14 protein-coding genes are annotated in these 20,213 nt (G+C 35.6%); 6 read left to right on the top strand and 8 right to left on the bottom strand.

The annotated features are described in order from the left end of the window. On the bottom strand, positions 1-1,093 hold a 1,093-nt coding region (locus A6E06_RS10610), incomplete at its 3' end, for a hypothetical protein (RefSeq protein ID WP_141676942.1). Positions 1,094-1,624: 531 nt separating this feature from the next. On the opposite strand from A6E06_RS10610, the gene A6E06_RS10605 reads away from it, so the two are divergent. Then, entirely contained in the window at positions 1,625-2,941 is a 1,317-nt protein-coding gene (locus A6E06_RS10605) for a TolC family outer membrane protein (RefSeq protein ID WP_065592276.1), read from the top strand. 2 nt (positions 2,942-2,943) lie between these two features. Next, complete coding sequence (locus tag A6E06_RS10600) at positions 2,944-3,549, top strand: OmpA family protein (RefSeq protein ID WP_065592277.1); 606 nt, start codon at positions 2,944-2,946, stop codon at positions 3,547-3,549. A 63-nt stretch (positions 3,550-3,612) separates the two neighbouring features. On the opposite strand, the gene A6E06_RS10595 is transcribed toward A6E06_RS10600, so the two are convergent. From A6E06_RS10595 to A6E06_RS10575, 5 genes are all read right to left on the bottom strand, one after another. Continuing rightward, entirely contained in the window at positions 3,613-5,727 is a 2,115-nt protein-coding gene (locus A6E06_RS10595; protein WP_065592278.1) for a type I secretion system permease/ATPase, read from the bottom strand. A 1-nt stretch (position 5,728) separates the two neighbouring features. Beyond that, positions 5,729-7,654, bottom strand: a complete 1,926-nt coding sequence (locus A6E06_RS10590; protein WP_065592279.1) for an EAL domain-containing protein — start codon at positions 7,652-7,654, stop codon at positions 5,729-5,731. A gap of 4 nt (positions 7,655-7,658) precedes the next feature. Further along, positions 7,659-8,327, bottom strand: coding sequence for a transglutaminase-like cysteine peptidase (locus A6E06_RS10585; RefSeq protein WP_065592280.1), 669 nt, complete (start codon positions 8,325-8,327; stop codon positions 7,659-7,661). 22 nt (positions 8,328-8,349) lie between these two features. Continuing rightward, on the bottom strand, positions 8,350-9,741 hold the full coding sequence (locus A6E06_RS10580; protein ID WP_065592281.1) for an HlyD family type I secretion periplasmic adaptor subunit: 1,392 nt from the start codon (positions 9,739-9,741) through the stop codon (positions 8,350-8,352). A gap of 209 nt (positions 9,742-9,950) precedes the next feature. Continuing rightward, entirely contained in the window at positions 9,951-12,065 is a 2,115-nt protein-coding gene (locus tag A6E06_RS10575) for a GNAT family N-acetyltransferase (RefSeq protein WP_065592282.1), read from the bottom strand. 152 nt (positions 12,066-12,217) lie between these two features. Between A6E06_RS10575 and A6E06_RS10570 the strand changes: the two genes are divergently transcribed. Continuing rightward, positions 12,218-12,790 carry a nucleoside triphosphate pyrophosphohydrolase family protein gene (locus A6E06_RS10570; protein ID WP_065592283.1) on the top strand — a complete coding sequence of 191 codons (573 nt, stop codon included), beginning with the start codon at positions 12,218-12,220 and terminating at the stop codon, positions 12,788-12,790. A gap of 92 nt (positions 12,791-12,882) precedes the next feature. Here the strand turns inward: A6E06_RS10570 and A6E06_RS10565 are convergent, their stop codons facing one another. Both A6E06_RS10565 and A6E06_RS10560 read right to left on the bottom strand, forming a co-directional pair. Further along, complete coding sequence (locus tag A6E06_RS10565; RefSeq protein WP_065592284.1) at positions 12,883-13,857, bottom strand: ParB/RepB/Spo0J family partition protein; 975 nt, start codon at positions 13,855-13,857, stop codon at positions 12,883-12,885. A 3-nt stretch (positions 13,858-13,860) separates the two neighbouring features. Then, positions 13,861-15,084 carry a ParA family protein gene (locus tag A6E06_RS10560; RefSeq protein WP_065592285.1) on the bottom strand — a complete coding sequence of 408 codons (1,224 nt, stop codon included), beginning with the start codon at positions 15,082-15,084 and terminating at the stop codon, positions 13,861-13,863. 1,009 nt (positions 15,085-16,093) lie between these two features. Between A6E06_RS10560 and A6E06_RS10555 the strand changes: the two genes are divergently transcribed. From A6E06_RS10555 to A6E06_RS10545, 3 genes are all read left to right on the top strand, one after another. Beyond that, the gene (locus tag A6E06_RS10555) at positions 16,094-18,079 is read left to right on the top strand and encodes a replication initiator protein RctB domain-containing protein (protein WP_065592286.1); all 1,986 of its coding nucleotides are present in this window, start codon (positions 16,094-16,096) and stop codon (positions 18,077-18,079) included. A gap of 353 nt (positions 18,080-18,432) precedes the next feature. Continuing rightward, positions 18,433-18,780 carry a RidA family protein gene (locus tag A6E06_RS10550; RefSeq protein ID WP_065592287.1) on the top strand — a complete coding sequence of 116 codons (348 nt, stop codon included), beginning with the start codon at positions 18,433-18,435 and terminating at the stop codon, positions 18,778-18,780. Between the two features lie 78 nt (positions 18,781-18,858). After that, a complete protein-coding gene (locus A6E06_RS10545) occupies positions 18,859-20,166 on the top strand; it encodes an alpha/beta fold hydrolase (RefSeq protein WP_065592288.1) in 1,308 nt (435 codons plus the stop codon). Positions 20,167-20,213: the final 47 nt, after the last annotated feature.

The following is a 20,213-nucleotide window of genomic DNA, read 5'->3' as shown; positions in this document are numbered from 1 at the left end:
TTACGGTGCCCGCATCCGCTGATGTATCTACCGTTGCGCTGTCGCTGCCTTCTACTGACGTGTTGCCATACTGATCGCTTAACGTCGCCGTCACCTCGATTTCATTGCCTTCGCCTGGGCTTGGGAACGTCGTCGTCACATTGCCTGCACTGATATCTTCTGCCTCCAACACGATTAACGTGCTGGTGGTTCCGTTGCTTACGGTGATCGTGTCACCCGCCACCGCGCCCGCTGGTAACGTCACTTTCACATCAATGTCACCACTTAACTCTGCGTTATTGATCACACCATCATCGTTACTATCTCCGATGATTTCAACCACAGGCGCCGCGTTGTTCTCGCCCGCTAACGTATCGACTTCAAAGCTTGATTTATTAGATTGTGGACCCAAATCCCCATTTTGATCTTCAATGTCAGCACTAAGCTCATACTTGCCATCAATTGGTCTCGGTATCGTTATTTCAACTTTTCCGTCCGTGATATCATTTTCTGTAATTAAATGTTTGCCAACGACAGTATTTTTATCATCGCGTAATTCAAGAAAGTCACCCACACTAGTACCGGCAGGAAGCATAATTTCTACTTGAATACCATCAGCAGCATTTGTTTCATTAATTACTCCATTTTCATCAACTTCTCTAATAGAAATACTTGGAGCTATTTTTCTTACGCTATTAAATTCAGGAAACTCAAAACCACCAGTGTCTTTAAAAGTTTTATATTGTTCTAACAGAGTTAAACTTTGTGTTCTTGATAAACCAATAGCCTCTAATGAAGAGGTATCAAAATCAGTTTCTGCAATCGTACTTTTACCGATACGCTCAATCTCAGTAGAAGCAGTTAAACTTGAACCAGATTCTTCCCCTGCAGCTGGAGCTTCTGAAATCAAACTAGGGTCTTCACCATTAGATATAGCTTCAAGAATTTCATTAATATTGTTTTTTTCAGGCAGATCAGAAAGCTCTACGGAAATGGCACCAGATTCATTTTCTACAATTATTTCACCAGGTAATACCTTTTCACCTTCATTAATCAATTTTAGGTTACCGTTTCTATCGATAATAATTATTTTTTCTGATGCAATTAAAGCCATGACATTGATTCCCAAATCCATTTATAAACAAATATTATTTATTGAAGCTACATTAGACATTATAGTTATTAATTTATCATATACGCAACAAATCAGCCACATAACAAAAGACAAAAATAACGAAAGAAAAGTGTCTATACTTATAACTTATTATAAAAAGTTTATACTGAATCACAAAAAGTAACGATTACCTCTATGATGTTCAGTGTAACAATTTGAATAATTAGGAATAAATCAAATAAACCGAATAAAAAGCCACAAAAATATTATATCTAAGACCTTTTATCCTATTATTGATACAGAAGTTTAAAAACTTGGCCAAATTAATGATTTATCATTAAATAAACTGCTAACTGCTCAATGTTTCAATAAGTTAAACTTTGCTTTTTAAATTAATATCACGTAGCATTTATTCTATAAATGCCGTACAAAAAAAATACATAATAATGACATTTCACTCATTACTAACTAGATAATATTAATACCATGCTCATTTTATCGATGAAGGTACGATGATTTAGGAGAAACACTTTGAAATGGATGAAACTTGCAACTTATAGCAGCTTGCTAGTTTTGAGCGTATCAACTCAAGCTCAAACATTAGAGCAAGCAATATCACAAACACTAACAACAAACCCAGAAGTAAAAAAAGCATACAACTCATACTTGAGTTTTGTTGCTGATAGCGATAGCATTTCAGGGAATTATCTACCATCAATAGATTTAGATGCAGGTATTGGCTATGAACAAATCAATCCTGTCAGTGGTAACGATACGGATTTAACACGTAAAGATGCAACTCTATCTTTAACCCAGTTAATTTGGGATGGTTCAAATACAATTAATGATATGGATAGAACGGATGCAGAAGCCGAATCCGCTCGATTACAATTAATATCTTTATCAGAAAATAAAGCACTAGATGTGTCACAAGTTTACTTAGATGCCGTCAAAGCAACTGAAGTTCTTGCACTTTCAGAAAGTAATCTTGCGATACACAAGAAAATTTATAAAGACATAAAAAGAAGGGCTGACTCAGGTGTCGGTTCAACTGCTGACGTATCTCAAATAGAAGCACGTATCGCTAGAGCTCATGGTAATTTACTTGCGGCTCAAAACAACTTATTTGATACACATACAGTGTTTACACAAATTGTAGGTTCTCCTCCTCAAGCTCTCATTTATCCTCGCGCTGATGCCAATACTCTTCCTTTAAGTTTACAAGAAGGTATCGAAAGGGCTTATGAACACCACCCTGTGATTTTAACTGCTCAATCAGACATACAAGCAGCGAAATACCAATATGCACAATCCAAAAGCACAAACTACCCCACTTTTTCTTTTGAAGCAGCACAAACATGGCGAGATGATGCTGGTGGTATAGAAGGAAACAGTGATGAGTTTTCTGCAATGGTACGTATGCGTTACAACCTATATAACGGTGGTAGTGATAGTGCACTATCAGACAAAAGTGCGTATCAATTAAATATGGCCAAAGATTTACGCGATAGCGCTTATCGTAACGTTGAAGAAGGATTTCGCCTTTCTTGGAGTGCGCTAGATTTAACATTACAACAAAAAGAGTTTTTGGCTGATCACGTAGATGCAGCTTCAGACACTGTTATTGCGTATGAAAAACAATATCGTATAGGGAAACGTACTTTACTTGATTTATTAAACACTGAAAATGAATTATTTGAAGCCCGTAAATCTTATCTAGACGCTCATTATTCTGAACAATTTGCAAAATACCGAGTACTACATGCTACTGGTACATTAATTCCATCACTACTCATTGATACCCCAAAAGAATGGGATTCAAAAAAATCTAAAGAAGAGGAGAAATAAGTATGAAAAAGTCTATTTACCCCGTTCTTATGATCACTCTTTTTTTAACTGCTTGTGTTTCTGGTGATAGAGACTACATTGAGACACCTAAATCAGATCAAATTGCAAACTTAAAGGATGCTGATTACGATGGTGTTATTAATGCTAGAGATATTTGCCCAGGAACACCACGTGGTGCAGAAATAGATAATGATGGTTGCGCTGAATATGTAGAACATTCAGATAAAAAGGAATTAAAAATTCTTTTTGCTAATGACTCTTCTGAAATCTCTCCTATTTTTAAATCAGAAATCAGAACGATGGCTGAATTTCTTATTGAATATAAAGAAGCATCAATTCAATTACAAGGTTTTGCAAGTCAACAAGGTAACGCTGAATATAATATTCGCTTATCGGAATTACGAGCATCTTCCGTTCGTGTGGCTTTAATCGAATATGGTGTTGAACCAAATAGAATTGAAACGGTAGGATTTGGGGATACATTATTAACTGCAAAGGGAGATTCTGCAGTGAGTCACGCTTTAAACCGTCGAGTTGTTGCGACAGTAGTAGGTTTCAGAGGTGACGTTGTAAACGAGTGGAATATTTTTACACGTAAAAAGAAATAATGACTATCTGAAAATATAAAAATAGGCCGTTAATTAACGGCCTATTTTTTTATCTAAGTAAAGTTAACTAACTGCCCTTACCTTTCCCGTCTTCAACTCATCTAATACTTGACGCTTAGGACCATCTGCTATGATATGCCCTTTTTCCATTACAATAATACGGTCAACAACATCAAGCATAGATGTCTTATGCGTAATAAGGATTAATGTCTCTGATGGTTTTAAATGAGATAACTGATTCTTAAACAACATCTCTGAGCGATTATCCATACTACTGGTAGGTTCATCTAACAATAAAACAGGAGGGCGACCAATCAGAGCTCGAGCAATAGCAACAGATTGACGTTGGCCTCCTGAAAGTAATAAGCCCCCTTCACCGACTTGACGCTCAAGGCCAGCAGGATCCTGCTGTGTAAATGCAGTTACGCCAGCGCGATTAGCTGCGTCCATCATTTCAGCATCATCGGAGAGTTCTCGACCTAAGATAATGTTCTCTCTAATTGAACCATAAAACAGCGTAATATCTTGTGGGACACAGCCTATATTACGTCGTACGTCAACATGATGAAGCTGGGATATGTCAGTATCATCTATTCTAACAGAGCCCTCTGTCGCTTGATAAAGCCCCATAATTAGGCGTTCTAATGTCGTTTTACCCGAACCAATTCGACCAATAATTGCTACTTTTTCTCCAGGATTAATCGTAAGACTAATATCTCGAACTGCGGAAACTTGGGATTCAGGATAATTAAAATTAACTTTATCTAATTCAATTTTTCCTTGAAGAATAGGCCTGTGAATATAACGTTTACCTTCTTCTTGTTCATCAGGCATCTCCATTAATTTTTCAATGATCGTCATTGACGATTTGGCCTGATTGTAACGTGTCGACAATAGCGATATTTGAACTAATGGGCCAATGGCTTTACCGCTTAACATAGTAGATGCAATTAAGGCTCCCATCGTTAAATCACCATTTGCTATTAAATAAACACCAACAATGATCATTCCAATATTAACGGCCTGTTGTACAAACCCAGCCATATTCTGAATTGAGTCAGTAATGCGCCGACTTTTAATACTCCAATTCGAAATATGGGTAACGGCTTCTTCCCATTTATATTGAAATTGGCTCTGGGCATTAAAGATCTTTAATGTTTCTAACCCAACTAAGCTTTCAATCAAATTCGCATATTTCTGTGAAGCCAGACGAGAACCTTCTTCTATCGTTTTCTTTAAAGGCCCTTGAATAATAGCGGCATGTATCAATAACAAGATGATCCCTACGATAGGAACAAGAACAATTGGCCCTCCAATAAGATAAATTACAAATAAGAAAAGCAAAGCAAATGGCAAATCAATTAGTGCAGCAATCGTTGCTGAAGTAAAAAACTCTCTAATTGATTCAAATTCTTGAAGATGTCGAGCAAAAGCACCAACCGAAGGGGGTTTGGCTTCCATTCTAATCCCTAAAACTTTCTGAAATAACTTAGATGAAATTAATACATCTGACTTTTTACCTGCAACATCAATAAAATACCCTCGAATATATTTCAAAATAAAGTCGAAAATAAAGACAACAAAAATACCAGAGGCTAATACCCATAAAGATTCAAAGGCTAAATTTGGTACTACTTTATCGTACACTAATCGAGTAAACATAGGTGTAGCAATGGCAAAAATATTAATTAAAATAGAAGCAATCAAAACATCTCGATAAATATGTTTTGATTCAAATAAAGTACTCCAAAACCAATGACCTTCACGTTTCTTCAATATCTCAGGAGAGCGGTCATCATATCTAAATTGTTTTTTTAATAAAAAATATCGTCCTGTATATTGTGAAGATAGTTCATCTATAGAGATCGATATTGGCATCATCCCTGAACTAGCAGTAATAATTTCTGCGTGTTCATTATCAGCGTCAAATCCAATTAATACGCACGACTCCCCGCCTTTTAGTAAAAGAACGGCAGGTAATACTAATTGAGGTATTGTTAATAACTCCCCTTGGTTTTCTTTGGCTACTAATCCACCTCTCTCTGCGGCTCGAGAAAAGAGAAAAGGCGTTAACTTACCATCCTGTAAAGGCAGCCCATTAATAAGTGCCTCAGGCGAATTCACTTGTCCGTAATAACGCCCTACATAACATAGTGAATGTAATAATGAATCTTTCATTTTATTCACCTTTTATTTTTTCATTTATAAAAAAACCTTGGAACACATCAATATTATGTTCTGATAATAATTCAAGTTGTTCTTTATTTTCTACTCGTGATGCGATGGTAATAATCCCTAAGTTTTTCGCCGTTCTTGAAATAGACGCTAAAATGTAGCGTTGTTTTTCATCATCTAATTGATGAGTAAACAGATAGTCTAATTTTACATATTTAGGCCTAAAGGTTTCTATATATTCTAATGATTCAAAATTTCGACCAAAATTATCTACACCAAATTCAGCACCAAATGCACGGATTACATTACATAATAAGGCAGTATGATCTTCATTTTCAATAAATGACGTTTCTTGGATCTCAAAATGCAGGAATGACGTTATCGATTTATTTTTCTTTAATACTTTAGTTAGCCAGCGTACAAAACTTGGATCTTCTATGCTTCCGTTCGCTAAGTTAATCGCCACTGGTTGAAGTATCTCTTTTGAAAGAATACGTTCAATCATGGTATTAATAACAAATCGATCAAACGATGAGGTTTCATTCAATTGCTCAAGAGCAAATAAATATTGATTAGCAGAATAACGTTGATTATCTTTCTCTATCGCAGAAAAGACTTCTTGATGAAAAACAGCCCCCGAGTTTGTTGTGGCTAGTTGTAATGTAAAGTCAAATAGGTGTTCATTTATTGCCTCATCAACAAACTGCTTCCACTGCTGCTTACCCATCAGTTCATGTTCACTTTCATCTGCAATATAACCAAACAATAATTCTGGGCTTGCATGAGCTTGTGTTAATGCATTATCTGCTAAAGATAATATCTCTGTCGTTGTTTTTCTTGATTCATTAAATACAACACCAAGATTCACATCAATAGGCGCCGTTGCTGTAGGATCCCCCTTGATATCTTGGGTATAGGCTATAATATTTTCAGCCGCTAATTTAAGTTCATTTTCTTCGATATTTGGAAAGATAAAACCAAATTCATACGAACTTAATCGAGTTAAAATTACATTTGTTGATGGCAATGTAATTTTCAGTAAATCAGCAAGCTCTTTAACTTTTGCATCACCAGCGTCATACCCTTCTTCTTCATATACTTTATTTATAAAATTAACTTTAAATAGAGCAAGCCCACCTTTACCTGATTCAGATAACCATGTATTTAATTGAGCCATAAAAAAAGCACGGTTGCCAAGCCCAGAAATAGGATCAAGGTAAACCTTATCCCTTAACTTCTCAGCTTCTTTAGCTTGTGACTTAAAGCTTTGTGCTATTTGTGATGACATAGAGTTTATCCCGATGATCACAGCTTCTAAATCTTTTGTCTTAGGCTTTGCTAATTCACGACTAAAATTATTCTCTGACACTTCCTTCATTTTCACAATAATTAACTGTAACGGAGATAATGCACGTCGAACAACAAAAGCGATAATTATAATGCCCAGTACTATAACAATGAAAAAAGTGGTCAATAGTTGCGTTAATGCATTCCATAACTGCAGATAAGCATATCCAGGATGGGTAACAATCTCGACTTCCGCTAGTTGTAACCAACCACTAGTAATAATGCGACTCTCTGAAATAGTCCTAAATAGATTCAGATCAGAAAACCACTTTGGTACTGCTTCTATTTTCAATGGATAAACACGAACAATTTCATCATTAGTACTAAACAACGTTAATCGTACGGCTGAATAATAACTGCCATCAAATAACGCGTTAATGACAGATTCTGCTGCCACTTTATCTTCATTTTCAAGATATGGGGCGAGAGCTAAACCAACCGTATTTATACTATTGTTTACTTCTGAGTGTTGTTGGTTCTCTAAAAATTTTTGAGTGTTCAAGAACTCAATGGAGAAGACAGAGATCATTAATATTAAAAAGACGGCTGTCATCCATGATACTAGCTGTTTATATAATGTCATTTCACTACTCATCATAATTTATAATTGGGTGATTCAATCTCAGGTCTTTATTTCTTGCTCGTAAATCATTCCATAAGCTTAACCTGGAAGATTGACCTGCCTGTTGTCCGTTTCCGTTACCTTTCATTAACCATAGATGTTGACCATTAAAACTATAAATAGGCAATAAATCGGTTCGCTCTGTAGCGGGTTTTATTTCTTTATCTATATTGTCCAAAATCAGTGGAACTGAAGATGGGGTTGGATAATATGCTAATACCATGTGGAACTGATTCAGCTCCAATGCTTTTAGATAAATTAATCTTAATTTTTTATCTGGCACACCAAGCTCTAATAAAGAAAAATACTTTGCAATTGTAAAATCCTCACAATCACCAGCATTACTTCCTAAGAATTCTAATGGTGTAGCCCAATAATCTTTTTTACCCCAAAGTTTAATATCATCAACAAAGTACAACTGGTTAAAAAATTGGTTAATGTTATCTAGTTTTTCTCTTTCTGTTTTATTGTTTAATTCAACAATTAACTCACGCCAAGTATTAACTCTTCTTGCCGCTCTTTCCCCATACTCTTCTTTTACCGCTTTAATCAAAAGACTGTCTTGCTGAGTCAAAGCTGCCGTTGTTAAAGAGAGTATTATCAAGGGAATAATGAATAACCACTTAGTTCTCATTACTGATTCTCCTTATTTATACTCACTCCTTAAGCGCAGAGCCTTTAACTTGCATAATAGGTTTCAGTAAATAATCTAAAATACTTCTTTTCCCTGTAATTATATCTACTGATGTTGTCATACCTGGAATAATATAAAATTGTGTTTTCTCCATTAAATCATCTTGTGACGTTCTAACTCTGACTAAATAAAAGCTATTCCCTTCTTCATCCTGAATAGTATCAGCACTGATATGCTCTAAAGTCCCTTGCAAACCACCATAACGTGTAAAATCATAAGCACTAAATTTAATAATTGCAGGAAGGCCCGGTCTTAAAAAAGCAATGTCTTGTGGCGCAATTTTAGCTTCAATCAATAACGTATCTTCTGTTGGAACAATCTCTATTAAATCCATACCTGGCTGAATAACACCACCGACGGTATTAATATAAATTTTCTTGATTGTTCCCGTTACTGGTGAAAGAACAATGGTTCGATTTACTTTATCTTTCAAGCCAACTTGTGACTCTGTTAATGCTGATAATTTATCTTGTATGCTGTTCAATTTTTCTTGTTGTTCAGATCGAAATTTAAGTGCTGCATCGATACGATTTAATATTGCTTCTTGAATGGTGGAAGTTAGCACTGGAATTTTCAATTCTGTGGAGGTTAACTCCCGCTTCGTATCATTAACTTGACGTTGTAATTTAAGTAATTCAATTCTAGGAACAACGCCTTCATCAGCTAAGGGCTTTGTTATATCAAATTCTTTTTTGGCTAATCTATAACTTGATTTTAAACTTCTCACCCGAGATTTTATTTCAATTAGATCTTGTTGCTTTTGTTTTACCTGTTGGTCAAATACATTAATTCGGTTTTTTAGATTATTCATATCCGCTTTGTATTCTGCCATTTGCCTTCTAACAACAACTGGATTTTCTTTAATAAAGTCTTCTTCAAATTTTAATTTATCTGTAGATAAGATTACCGACTCTTTCCAACGTTTCTTATTATTAATATCTTGAATTAAAATACTGTCCATTGAGGCTGAGAGTTGCATTCCACTGGCAGTTAGATTAACCAACTGTTTTTTTCGTTCTCTAAAATCTGAACGGAAACGAGTATCATCAATCAATAATAATTGTTGCCCTTTAATTACTTGGTCACCTTCTTTAACTAGCATCTCTTTTACTAATCCTCCCTCAAGGTTTTGAACAACCTGTAATTGAGAGGAAGGAATAACCTTTCCTTGTCCAACGGTTACTTTATCTATTTCAGCCCAAGATGCCCAAGCAATAGCGATACAAAAGAAAAGAACTATAATCCATAAAAGGATTTTAGCGTTAGTTGGTGTATTAAGAAGTAAGGCTGCGGTTCGGTCATCAACAAAATCCAACTCTTCTTTTTTTAGATTATTAAACCCATTTTCATTCATTTCAATATCCCTAGACAATAGTCCAAATGAATAACATTCCTATTACATTAATATATAGCATTTTTGAATAACTCACTAGATTAATTGTTTTTTTTAGGACCTTGATAACAATATGAGAAAAGGGGTTACGATTGGATTTACAGTGTAAATTGACTTAGGGGAGATCGATTTACACTGTAAATTGAGAGGGGTATTTTAGATACGATACATTACGATTTACACTGTAAATTGTGCATCAACACTTTGATTGATTCTCGAAGTTTCTTTTCCGCATTTTTACGACCTACTAAATTACATTTAGATATGACTTCCTGCCAACTTCGCACTTGAATAACCTTTGTAACAATTACACTCTTCTGCTCAAGAGATAACAATTTAACCGCAACAATGTTAGCTAATACAAACTTTCGTAGCTCGTATTGAATTAACTCAAAACCTAAACCACCGTGAATAAAAATAGTAAGACGTTTCAGCATCAGTGCGTTAATAGGCTCAATATTAGAAATGCCACCTAATAAACTTAATACTTCATTCACGTTCAAATCAGAGAAGGTTGACATTAATTGCTCAGGAAAAGATGCGCTGAAATAATCAGTGGCTACAGGTAACCAATTCTCGCTTATCTTTTTCAATGGTTTGATTGCTAACAATGAGTGGGTTCCACTTGCTTTATCTTTGCTTATTCCCAAGCGTACAAATGTGAAACCTAATGAATTCCAAAAATTATTTAGTTCAGTGACGGAGCCAAAGCTAGTACTAAGGTAGTCTACTGATGTTTTTAAATAACGGATCTCAATAAATTTCATAAATTGAGTTCCAATACCATAATGCTGATAACCAACAGCAACAGCAATTCTCATTATTCGAATACTGCATTGAGCAGCAGGTTCATCAATGCATAATGTTTGAGTTAACGACACTGGAGCTAAATGCCCTTTAGGTCTTCTTTTTCCATATTGAATATCATGTATCAAACTGAAATCTAACCCGCCCTCTTTTGATACTAAAGAACAACAAAGTAAACGCTTTGAGTTTTTATCAATGCCTATCCAACAAGAAAGAGTCGGATCTGATAATAATGAAAACCAATCATTTGGCGATGTTTGATAATGAGCCGACACTAATAAGGAGAATAATGATTGAGCAAGAAGCGCATCACCCAATAACTCAATAATAGATAACTGACGATAATCTATTGATAATGACGGAGCCATGTCTATGTCTAATGCGCTATCAGAGACATCATTGGTATGATTTAATAAAAATACAGAAGATAACCACGATTCAAGTGGATCATTTATATTCCATCGGATCGGTTGTTTCATTTCAATAGAACGGTAATTAGGTCGTAATAACTGAAGTTGTTTCTTAAATTTAATTTCAAAACCACGCCCTGTACCTTCATAACCATTAATCGTTGTAGAAAAAAGTATCCGTGTGTATTTTTCAGATAAGGCCATTAACATTGAAGCTGGTATTGCAGCGGCCTCATCGACACACAATAAATCAAAAGAATGATCTCCTTTTAGTAGTTCATCTGGTGCTATATAAATAATATTAGAATCGTTCATTGTTAAGCTATTTTTATGACTATTCACGTCAATCTTATTCAGTATCGCAGTAGACGCCGCTCGTGAAAATATTTCATCTACACTAGCTCGTTGCGGAGCAGTTATACCAATAGTCAATGTTCTCGATTTCGTTAATTCAGCGATAGCAATTCCGATCGCTGATGATTTACCTCTTCCACGATCGGCCGTCATTACCAGTGGCCTTTTCGTATGACCAGTGACTACTTTCTTTATCGCTTGTACTGCTAACTCTTGATCTTGTGAGCGATAAATTAATGAATCAACCGTTGAATTAGCAGATTTAAGTTCTGGTTTATCAGGTAAAGCATATAGATACTCATCTTCGCTGATACATACCATTTTCTTTTTAAAAAGTGATAACCACTCATAAACATGAGAAGGAAGTGTTGAATTTGATGATTGAATAAAAAAGACGATCCCTCCTCCCACTAACGTTCCACAAATTGCATTGATGGCATTAGCATTAAATTCATTAGATATATCGATAATTAAACAATCTGTTTCTTGCCCTAATTTTTTTAATGCTGATTTAATAGGATATGCTGATAATCCTTCAATATTCAAATCACCATACAACTCAATACGCTTTAACTCTGAAAATGGGTTTTGAAGATAAGACTCAATGAATTTTTCACACCACGATATTGAACCTTCAACAAGTACAGGATAACGGACATAACCATTAACAGCATAAGAAGAGATAGTGTTTAATACTGACAGCGCAGAATGCATTGCAAGATGTCCATTAAAAATAATAAAGATGAGAGGTAAATTGTAGCATGAGATAGATATTTACTGTCTATTCAGAAAGAAAGTATGACGCAACAAATAGGGAAAAGGTATAATAGCTATTACATTTAAGATTTCATCATTTAGGAAAAAAAATGCATTTAAGTCAACTAACACAACCTATCTACGAAAAGTTATATAAAGATATATCTCAATTTAGAACCACATTTGACTTAGCAGTTGAAGCTCCTGAATCACTAGATGAAAAAAATGACCTACTGCATACTTCTTTAGCGATTGAAGAATTAACAGAGTTAGCGGAAGCTGACAGTAAGATAGAGCAGGCTGATGCTATCATCGATACCGTTTATGTATTAATGGGACGTGCTGTCCATCTAGGCACTGTGAATTTAGAAGATAATTTAAGTATCTCTTACTTAGTAGATTTACTATTAAACGTTGCTAAAAATCTAAATATCGATTTTTTACCATGCTGGGATGAAGTACATTCAAGTAACATGAGTAAAGTATGTAAAACAATAGAAGAATATCAAGCAACTTACGACTTCTATGCAGAGCAAGGCATTGAATTAATGTCTACAGAAAAAGGCGGATTCATTATCGCTAAATGTGCTAAGAACGTAGAATTAGAAAATAAAGTAATTAAACAAGGCAAAGTATTAAAGTCTGTAAACTATCGCCCAGCGGATCTTGCACCATTAGTTTAATATTCATTAATTAAACTGCATTACGAATACATAAAAAAAGAGCCTGATTTAGTTTATTAAATCAGGCTCTTTTTTATTAAAGAATAAAAGTATTAAGACACTCTTTGACTTATATACGCCAAAATATCTTCCATTAACGCGTCATCTACTTTCTTTAAGCTGACTGTTAATGCTGAACCTTTACGTTTATAAGATGCTCGACCTTTCACTAATTCCGTACTTAACGGTTTTGTTGGTTCTGCTTTTGGTAATAAATCTTCAATCCAAACTTCAATAAGTTCAGTTACTTCTTTTGTCATTCGGCTAACGCCAAGTGCAGTAGAACGCATCCAAAGAGCACCTTGATCTCCAGCACACTGATTAAGCAATACGGTTTGTTCCTCTTTAGATAACGTATTATAGAGCTTATGAAGCTTAACGACGGTAGGACGGCCTATTTCACTCACGCTTGGGTAAGCTTGAAGTAATTCTAAAGGCAACGTTGCGGCTTTTAGAGCCCCGCTAACTAAAGCTTCACTACACTGACATACTTTTGCTAATTCTTTTTGGTCAGCCACATCACCACGAGCCAACATTGCATGCATTTCTTTACCACGTTCATATAAAGAAAGCGGCTTATGTGCGTTAGCGACATCAGAAAGAAACTTAGCGTGTTTCGTATTAATGCCTTCAGCTACATAAATTAAGAAATCTTGCTCAGCTAAAATACACGACATACGACGGCGACTACCGTCGAGAACTTCAATCTTTCCACCTTCAACAATACGACCAACCGCAGGGTATTGCTGACCACGATCACGCAGTGTTGAAAGAATATCAGATAAGGCATGTTCAGTTAAAAAAGACTGTTCGCGTGCATTTTCAGCAAAAACAACGGTAGCGTTACTTACCTCTTTTGCCGGAATTTTACGTAATTCAAACGTCACCATGTCTTCACCAGCAACCGCTAGTTCAATAACTTGAGCTTGAGATTTTGCTGCTTTTTGAGCTTCAACAGGGGTTGTAGCTCTGCGCTTATTCGTTTTACCAAACAATTTTGCATTTAAGTCTGATGTTTTAATTGCCATCGGTTAGTACTCCCCTTTATTTAACGAATTCCAGTGGCTATGTAAAACACGTTCAAACTCTAAAGCGCACTTTTTCACTGCATCTTGAGCTACTGCCAATGTTTTTTTACCACCTTCAAAATCAGCTGCCGTTAAATCAAAAACAGTACTGTAGGTATCAGCACAAATTTCAAATGCTCGACTTCTTGGGATCGTAGCCATCATCACTTGGTCAGCCAATAAATAATTCATTTCAGTGAGTACTGACACTTGTTTTTTATTGTCATCTTCAAACATAGTTGGCATAAGACGAACAAATTCTAAACCATGCCAATCTTCAGGGAACATTTCATACACGGTTGGTAAATGTTGGAAAAAGTTTACAGTTGATGCCCAATCTAAACGCTTAGCTGCACATGGAATTAATAATGAGTTAGACGCATACATGGCATTCCATACCAATGGATCAACGTGCGGACCCGTATCGATCATGATCACATCAAATTGATCAGCAATTGGGTCTATAACCTTTTCTTTCAATAGCTTAACAATATCTAAAGAACCATTTGTTGATAAATCCTGCCATGCTTCTGCGTTAAACATTGCATCTTCAGGGAAAGCTGAAATAGTTTTCAAATTCGGATATTGCGTGTTCAACAACACATTTTTAGCCATAAACTGACCATCAATAACTTCATTTTCTGGCACGTTATCAAGCATGATATCAACAGCAGAATAGATAGTATCTTGCTCTGAAACACTGATTTGAGGGTTTAAAAATAAACGAAGAGACCCTTGTGGATCTAAATCGATTAAGCAAATACGGTAACGTTTTTCTAAATTTAGAGCCAGACAAGCAGCAAGGTGAACAGCACTCATTGACTTACCTGTTCCCCCTTTTTGGTTCTGAACATTTACAACCCAAGGCTTATTATTTACATTTTTTTTCTGTTCATGAAAAGAAAGCATACCCGCCGCTTCCATTAACATATGAGCTTCTGTTAATGAAATAGAATAATGGTTAGCGTTATTTTTTGTAAATTGATGACCTTCAGATTCTAAACGAGTAATTGCTTCATCTAACTTTCTTCTCGTTAAACCAGAACGAGTTTCCATCATTGCTTTAGACATTGGAGGAAAATGCTCATCATTTCTTTCTTCAAGAACCAATTCAATACGATCAGATTGAACTTGTTGGGTCTGCTCTGCCAATGCAGCTAAATTAGCAATGGTTTTTTCTCTATTCATAATATCCGCCAGTAATGTAACTATGAAAAGGATTGTACAGCAATAACAGTTAATTTCAACTAATTGCTGAACGTCAAATATAATTCTGTGATGTACATTAAAATTTAAAAAAACTAACAAAGCTGTAATTTAGCTAAATAAAGAACATTATTTATCTTGATAATACGAGGCAAAACTCACAAAAGTAAAAGTGTTACACTGTCACCAACTGGGATTTACAGTGTAAATTTTACCGGAAGCGTGTAATTAGGTCTATATTTTACGGCTATTGTATTTTCAATAAAAAAATCAAAAAATAATAATTAATATCGCGTAATTAGACCCTATCATAGTTGGGGCTCAAAGCTATTGAACGAAGCATGATCAAGTAGATATACTTCACGGAAGCATGATGTCCATCTCATAAATTACAGAGAATGTATATTCCAAAAGGCTTTCTAGAAGATCTAGCATCAAACAACTAGATTCGAAAATTTAGAATACCACTTGATCATTCTTTCTAGATCTACATAAAGTCTGAAAATAAGATCTCAAGGGGTATATAAAAACAAAAACGAACGTATTTGCAGAAATAATCACATAAACATACAACAGTGACTTCTAAAATATAATTCACAGATGGAAAAGCACTAAAAACCACATAATAATGATCCTTTCTGTGGATAACTTGTGTTTAAACCATGATCATTCTTCAGTTAGATACCTGATCATCGGTTCTTATTGATGATGATCATGCTTTTGAATATTAGTGATCATAGATCCGGCTTGTTATTGATCATGCTTTCTAGGAACTCTTGATCATGCTTTCATTGCGCAAAAAAATAAGATGTTTATATACAATGACTTACAAGTAAAAAACCAACCAGATCATAGATCAATATAATCATATAGATCAGTATTAATCATAAAGATCAGTTTAAAAGAATAATAATTTTTTTCTTTATTTAAAGATCCAATTCCATTAACCTATACGAAAGAATGATTAAAATACAATGAATGTCAGTTGAAAATGAATCATATAAAAACAGCAGATAACGAAAAGATCTACATTCCTTTCCCAAGAGATCACAAGGGAGGACACTTATTTGAAATACCAACAAATTTAGTTGATTGGATTACTCAATATCAACATTTTAAAGGTGTGACAAAAAGTATTTTAGAATTAATGAATTTAATTTCATTAAAAGGATTTTCATCAACTGATGGCTTAGTTTCAACAACTGAGATTATAGAAACAACAGATGGACATCTTACTAGAGCAGCTATTCAGCAACGTTTACGTACTGCTGTGAGTATCGGTTTATTCGAGCAATATCCAGTTCGATTCGAACATGGATTAGCAGGTAAAACCATGCTGCATAAATTTATTAATCCATCTCAATTGATTTCAACGTTAGGTATTACAAGTTTAAAATCAGAGCAAAGTCATGAACAAGAAAAACAAAAACGTTCTAAAGCACTCGCTCAAACTCAAGTAAACCGCCAATTTTTAACTGAACATGGTTTAAGCATTCCTCCAAGTATGCGAGATGAAGCAGATCAATTCGTTGTATCTCCAACAAATTGGGCTGGTATTATAGATCAAGCATTAGCACCACCACGTACACGTAAAAATTATCAAAAAGCCATGGTTGCGATCTCTGGAACTAAAGCGATCATAGAAACAAGATCATCAAAAAACATCATGACTGTTGATGATCTTATGACTCTTTTTGCTCTGTTTACGTTAACTGTTCAATATCATGATCACAATCAAGATGATTACCATATTCAAACCAAAACAATGGGAAACAAAACACCCATTTATATCACTGATATTTTAACTTTACGTGGAAAAAAAGACTCTGGACCAGCTCGAGATTCAATTCGTGAAAGTATTGATCGTATTGAATTTACTGATTTTCAATTACATGAACTTACAGGTCGCTGGTTAAGTGAAAATATGCCAAAAGGCTTTAAAAGTGATCGTTTCCGTTTTTTAGCTCGAACGATTACCGCATCAGATGAAGCACCAAAGGAAGGCAAAGACGGTGAAATAAAAATTAAGCCTAATTTGTATATCTTAGTATGGGAGCCTTCCTTTTATGATGAATTGTTAACCAAAGATTACTTCTTTTTGTTTCCACCAGAGATCTTAAAGCAACATACGTTGGTATTTCAGCTCTATAGCTTCTTCAGAAGCCGCCTAGCACGTCGAATGACAGATAACCTACTCCTGAGTGAGATAAATCAAAAACTCGCTCGTAACGTTGATTGGAGACGATTTTCTTTAGATCTCATTCGAGAATTAAAAAAATTAGCAAAAGATAAAGTGACCGATGAATTATTTATTGTAAATCTTTGGGGCTATCATCTAACGATCTCAATGATTGATAAGAATGATAAATTACCAGATTATCAAGTTGATATTCGTTGTGATCCAGAAGAAGTGATCCGCTATTCTCGAGCTAGAACCACGAATGCAGGGAAGCGTAACATGGCACCAACAATGCCAAACCCATTACGTAATGAGATCATGCCTAAGCAGCAACTTGATCAGCTTTCCACGATCATTGATGGTGAATTTGAACCGATTAAACGAAATACCATCAATAAATCAGGTCGTTTAGGTCGTCGTGTAAAACTTCGCAAACATTCAGCTGAAATTAATGCTGATGAATTGACGATAACATTAACCAAATATACCTCAGAGCAAGCGTTAGAACGAAGTATAATGGCGTTGTCAGCGATGACAGGGCACAGTTCATCATCTATCTCTGAAGAGTGTAAAGAACTGCAAGAAAAATTAGATTATTTAAAAGTCGGTGGAGAGATCTTACCTTACGAAACACTAAGTAAAACGATTGAATTTTATAATAGTCAAGATCATGGTAAACACTTGTCGATTGAGAATTTGATCGCAGGTCTTGCGGTACGAAGAAAGATCAGTAAATTGGTTTTTCTCCAGAACTATGATCAAGACGTTTTACGCGCTTTGGATGAAATGGCGGGTTAGTGACATCGTTGACATATTTATGGCTGTACTCTGACATGTTGATGACAAAAGAATAAGGTTGAAAGCTATCATTACAAATGAATAGACAACCTTTGTCCTTTACCAATCGAAAGATTGGCTCATATTGTTACACATCTTACGCTTATTAATTTAATAATCGTATTGGCGAGCCTAGTGCTCGCCGTTTTTTTATCTATCTATAAATCCCTCTTGCACTCCCCGTATCCTATGACTCCATGATCATTCTTCCATTATGAAATAAGGCTTTAACGCGAAGAGTCCTCGTATTTCCTTTCATTTTTTATTACTCTAGCACTCTAAATTACACCTTAATATTTTAGAAGTAGGTAAGCATGATTGAACGTCAAGAAACAAAGCAGCGTATGAGCCGTATCGTTAAACATAACGGAACGATTTATCTATGTGGTCAAGTTTGTGCAGATGCAACCAAAGATATAGCAGAACAGACGCAAACCATGCTTGATAAAGTTGATCTACTGTTAGATCAAGCAGGCAGCTCTCGTGAGCATATGTTATCAGCCACGATCTACATTAAAGATATGAAAGATTTTGCTGAAATGAATGCGGTTTGGGATGCATGGGTGCCAGAAGGTCACGCTCCAGCGCGTGCATGTGTTGAAGCGAGCATGGCTCGTGAAGCGCTTCTTGTTGAAATATCAGTAGTAGCTGCTGAAAAATAATAAAAAATAGATAACTAAAATAATAACTTACTTAGTTTATCTTTGGGTAGCTAAGTAAGCTTGATATAAGGAAATGTCATGCTCAATCATTCAGAACCCGCGTTTTATCTTGATGGTGTAAAGTATCAATCTCATCATTTTTCTTTGCCTCTTAATTATGATGATTACACCGCTACCCCTGATCATGTTTCCGTTTATGCTCGTGAATTAGTAAAAACAGAAAATAGCGATCTTGATCTTCCGTATTTAGTTTATTTTCAAGGTGGGCCTGGTTTTCCTGCTGCTCGCCCACTCAGTAATTCTGGTTGGTTAAAGCGTGCCTTAGAACAATATCGAGTGATCTTATTGGATCAGCGTGGTACGGGATTAAGTTCTCCTATCACCACTCAAACGATCCAACACTTAGACCCAATAAAACAAGCAGAATATTTAAGCCACTTTCGAGCTGATAATATCGTTCGTGATGCTGAATCAATTAGAAAGCATTTTAACGTTGATAAATGGGCCATCATTGGCCAGAGTTTTGGTGGGTTCTGCTCACTAACTTACTTATCATTATTTCCTGATAGTTTACTGGCTTCGTATATTACTGGTGGGATCCCTTCTATTACACGTGATATTGATGATGTTTATCATGCGACATATAAACGAACGTTAGATAAAAATAGTGAATTCTTTGCTCGCTTCCCACGAGCGCAAGAGATGTGTGATCGCATTGCAAACAGCTTACTCGATCAGTCGGTTACTTTGCCCAATGGCCAGATCTTCACCGTTGAGCAATTTCAACAAATGGGTATCTGTTTTGGTATGGCGGGAGGAGCAGAAGAGCTCTATTTCCAATTAGAAACAGCTTTTGTCGATGTAAATGGCCAACAAGAATTAGGTTATGGCTTTTTAAATTATGTACTTTCACAGCAAGCGCATTTAACTAATCCACTGTATGCGATTTTACATGAGTCGATTTATTGTCAACATAATGCTTCAAAGTGGTCAGCACATCGAGTGAGAGAGAGTTATCCTCAATTTAACCACCAGAAAGGCGCTCCACTGCGTTTTACCGGCGAAATGGTCTATCCATGGTTCTTTGACCAGCTTGAAACCTTAAAGCCATTAAAAGAAGCTGCAGAGCTTTTGGCGGCAAAGTCTGATTGGCCAAATTTATACAATGTTGAGCAATTAGCAAAGAATACGGTTCCCATGGCTGCGGCAACGTATGTCAATGATATGTTTGTTGAGTTTGATTTCTCTCGTGAAACGTTAAAGTCTATTCCTAACTCTAGAGCATGGATGACCAGTGAGTATGAGCATAATGGCTTGCGAGTCGATGGGGAGAAGATCTTATCAACTCTAATATCAATGGCTGAAGATATTAAAGCCATTCAATAAGCTTTTTTATTGATCCAGAAGCATGATCAAGTAGGATTCAATCCCTT

The organism is Aliivibrio sp. 1S175, from assembly GCF_001690985.1.
GTDB lineage: Bacteria > Pseudomonadota > Gammaproteobacteria > Enterobacterales > Vibrionaceae > Aliivibrio.
This window is presented reverse-complemented; position numbering and strand designations above follow the sequence as displayed.

Excerpts from the sequence above, each read along its gene's own strand:
- A6E06_RS10600 (WP_065592277.1), top strand. The coding sequence starts at position 2,944 with ATGAAAAAGTCTATTTACCCCGTTCTTATGATCACTCTTTTTTTAACT.
- A6E06_RS10595 (WP_065592278.1), bottom strand. The coding sequence starts at position 5,727 with ATGAAAGATTCATTATTACATTCACTATGTTATGTAGGGCGTTATTAC.
- A6E06_RS10590 (WP_065592279.1), bottom strand. The coding sequence starts at position 7,654 with ATGACATTATATAAACAGCTAGTATCATGGATGACAGCCGTCTTTTTA.
- A6E06_RS10585 (WP_065592280.1), bottom strand. The coding sequence starts at position 8,327 with ATGAGAACTAAGTGGTTATTCATTATTCCCTTGATAATACTCTCTTTA.
- A6E06_RS10580 (WP_065592281.1), bottom strand. The coding sequence starts at position 9,741 with ATGAATGAAAATGGGTTTAATAATCTAAAAAAAGAAGAGTTGGATTTT.
- A6E06_RS10575 (WP_065592282.1), bottom strand. The coding sequence starts at position 12,065 with ATGCATTCTGCGCTGTCAGTATTAAACACTATCTCTTCTTATGCTGTT.
- A6E06_RS10570 (WP_065592283.1), top strand. The coding sequence starts at position 12,218 with ATGCATTTAAGTCAACTAACACAACCTATCTACGAAAAGTTATATAAA.
- A6E06_RS10565 (WP_065592284.1), bottom strand. The coding sequence starts at position 13,857 with ATGGCAATTAAAACATCAGACTTAAATGCAAAATTGTTTGGTAAAACG.
- A6E06_RS10560 (WP_065592285.1), bottom strand. The coding sequence starts at position 15,084 with ATGAATAGAGAAAAAACCATTGCTAATTTAGCTGCATTGGCAGAGCAG.
- A6E06_RS10555 (WP_065592286.1), top strand. The coding sequence starts at position 16,094 with ATGAATCATATAAAAACAGCAGATAACGAAAAGATCTACATTCCTTTC.
- A6E06_RS10550 (WP_065592287.1), top strand. The coding sequence starts at position 18,433 with ATGATTGAACGTCAAGAAACAAAGCAGCGTATGAGCCGTATCGTTAAA.
- A6E06_RS10545 (WP_065592288.1), top strand. The coding sequence starts at position 18,859 with ATGCTCAATCATTCAGAACCCGCGTTTTATCTTGATGGTGTAAAGTAT.